This window comes from Vibrio sp. 10N.222.48.A3, from assembly GCF_041475345.1.
In the GTDB taxonomy this organism is placed as follows: Bacteria; Pseudomonadota; Gammaproteobacteria; order Enterobacterales; family Vibrionaceae; genus Vibrio; species Vibrio tasmaniensis_A.
On sequence record NZ_JBFRVX010000764.1, the window covers coordinates 1 to 352 of the forward strand.

At 43.2% G+C, this 352-nt stretch carries 1 pseudogene; it reads left to right on the forward strand.

Features of this window, described 5'->3' with window-relative positions:
• Positions 1 to 352: pseudogene (locus AB4653_RS19530) on the forward strand (acyl-CoA desaturase); the annotation flags it as partial.

Here is a 352-nt window from a genome sequence, read left to right on the forward strand (position 1 = left end):
GGCTACCACAACTTCCACCACATCTTTGAGAACGATTACCGCAACGGCATCTACTGGTGGCAATACGATCCTACAAAATGGTTGATCAAGAGTGCTTCTTTGATGGGATTGGCAAGCAAGCTTAAGAAAACCCCTCAAGCTCGTATCGAAAAAGCAGAAGCATCAATGTTACTTAAACGCACGCAGCAAAAGATCATGCATCGTGCCGACAAGCAGCAAATCGCGGACAAACTTCAACAAGAATTCGATGCTCTAGTATCAAACATGAACGAGTATTACGAAGTCAAAAAGCAGCTACTTGAAAGCAAACGCGAAGATGTTGTGAAGAAGTACGAACACTCTCTACTTAAAG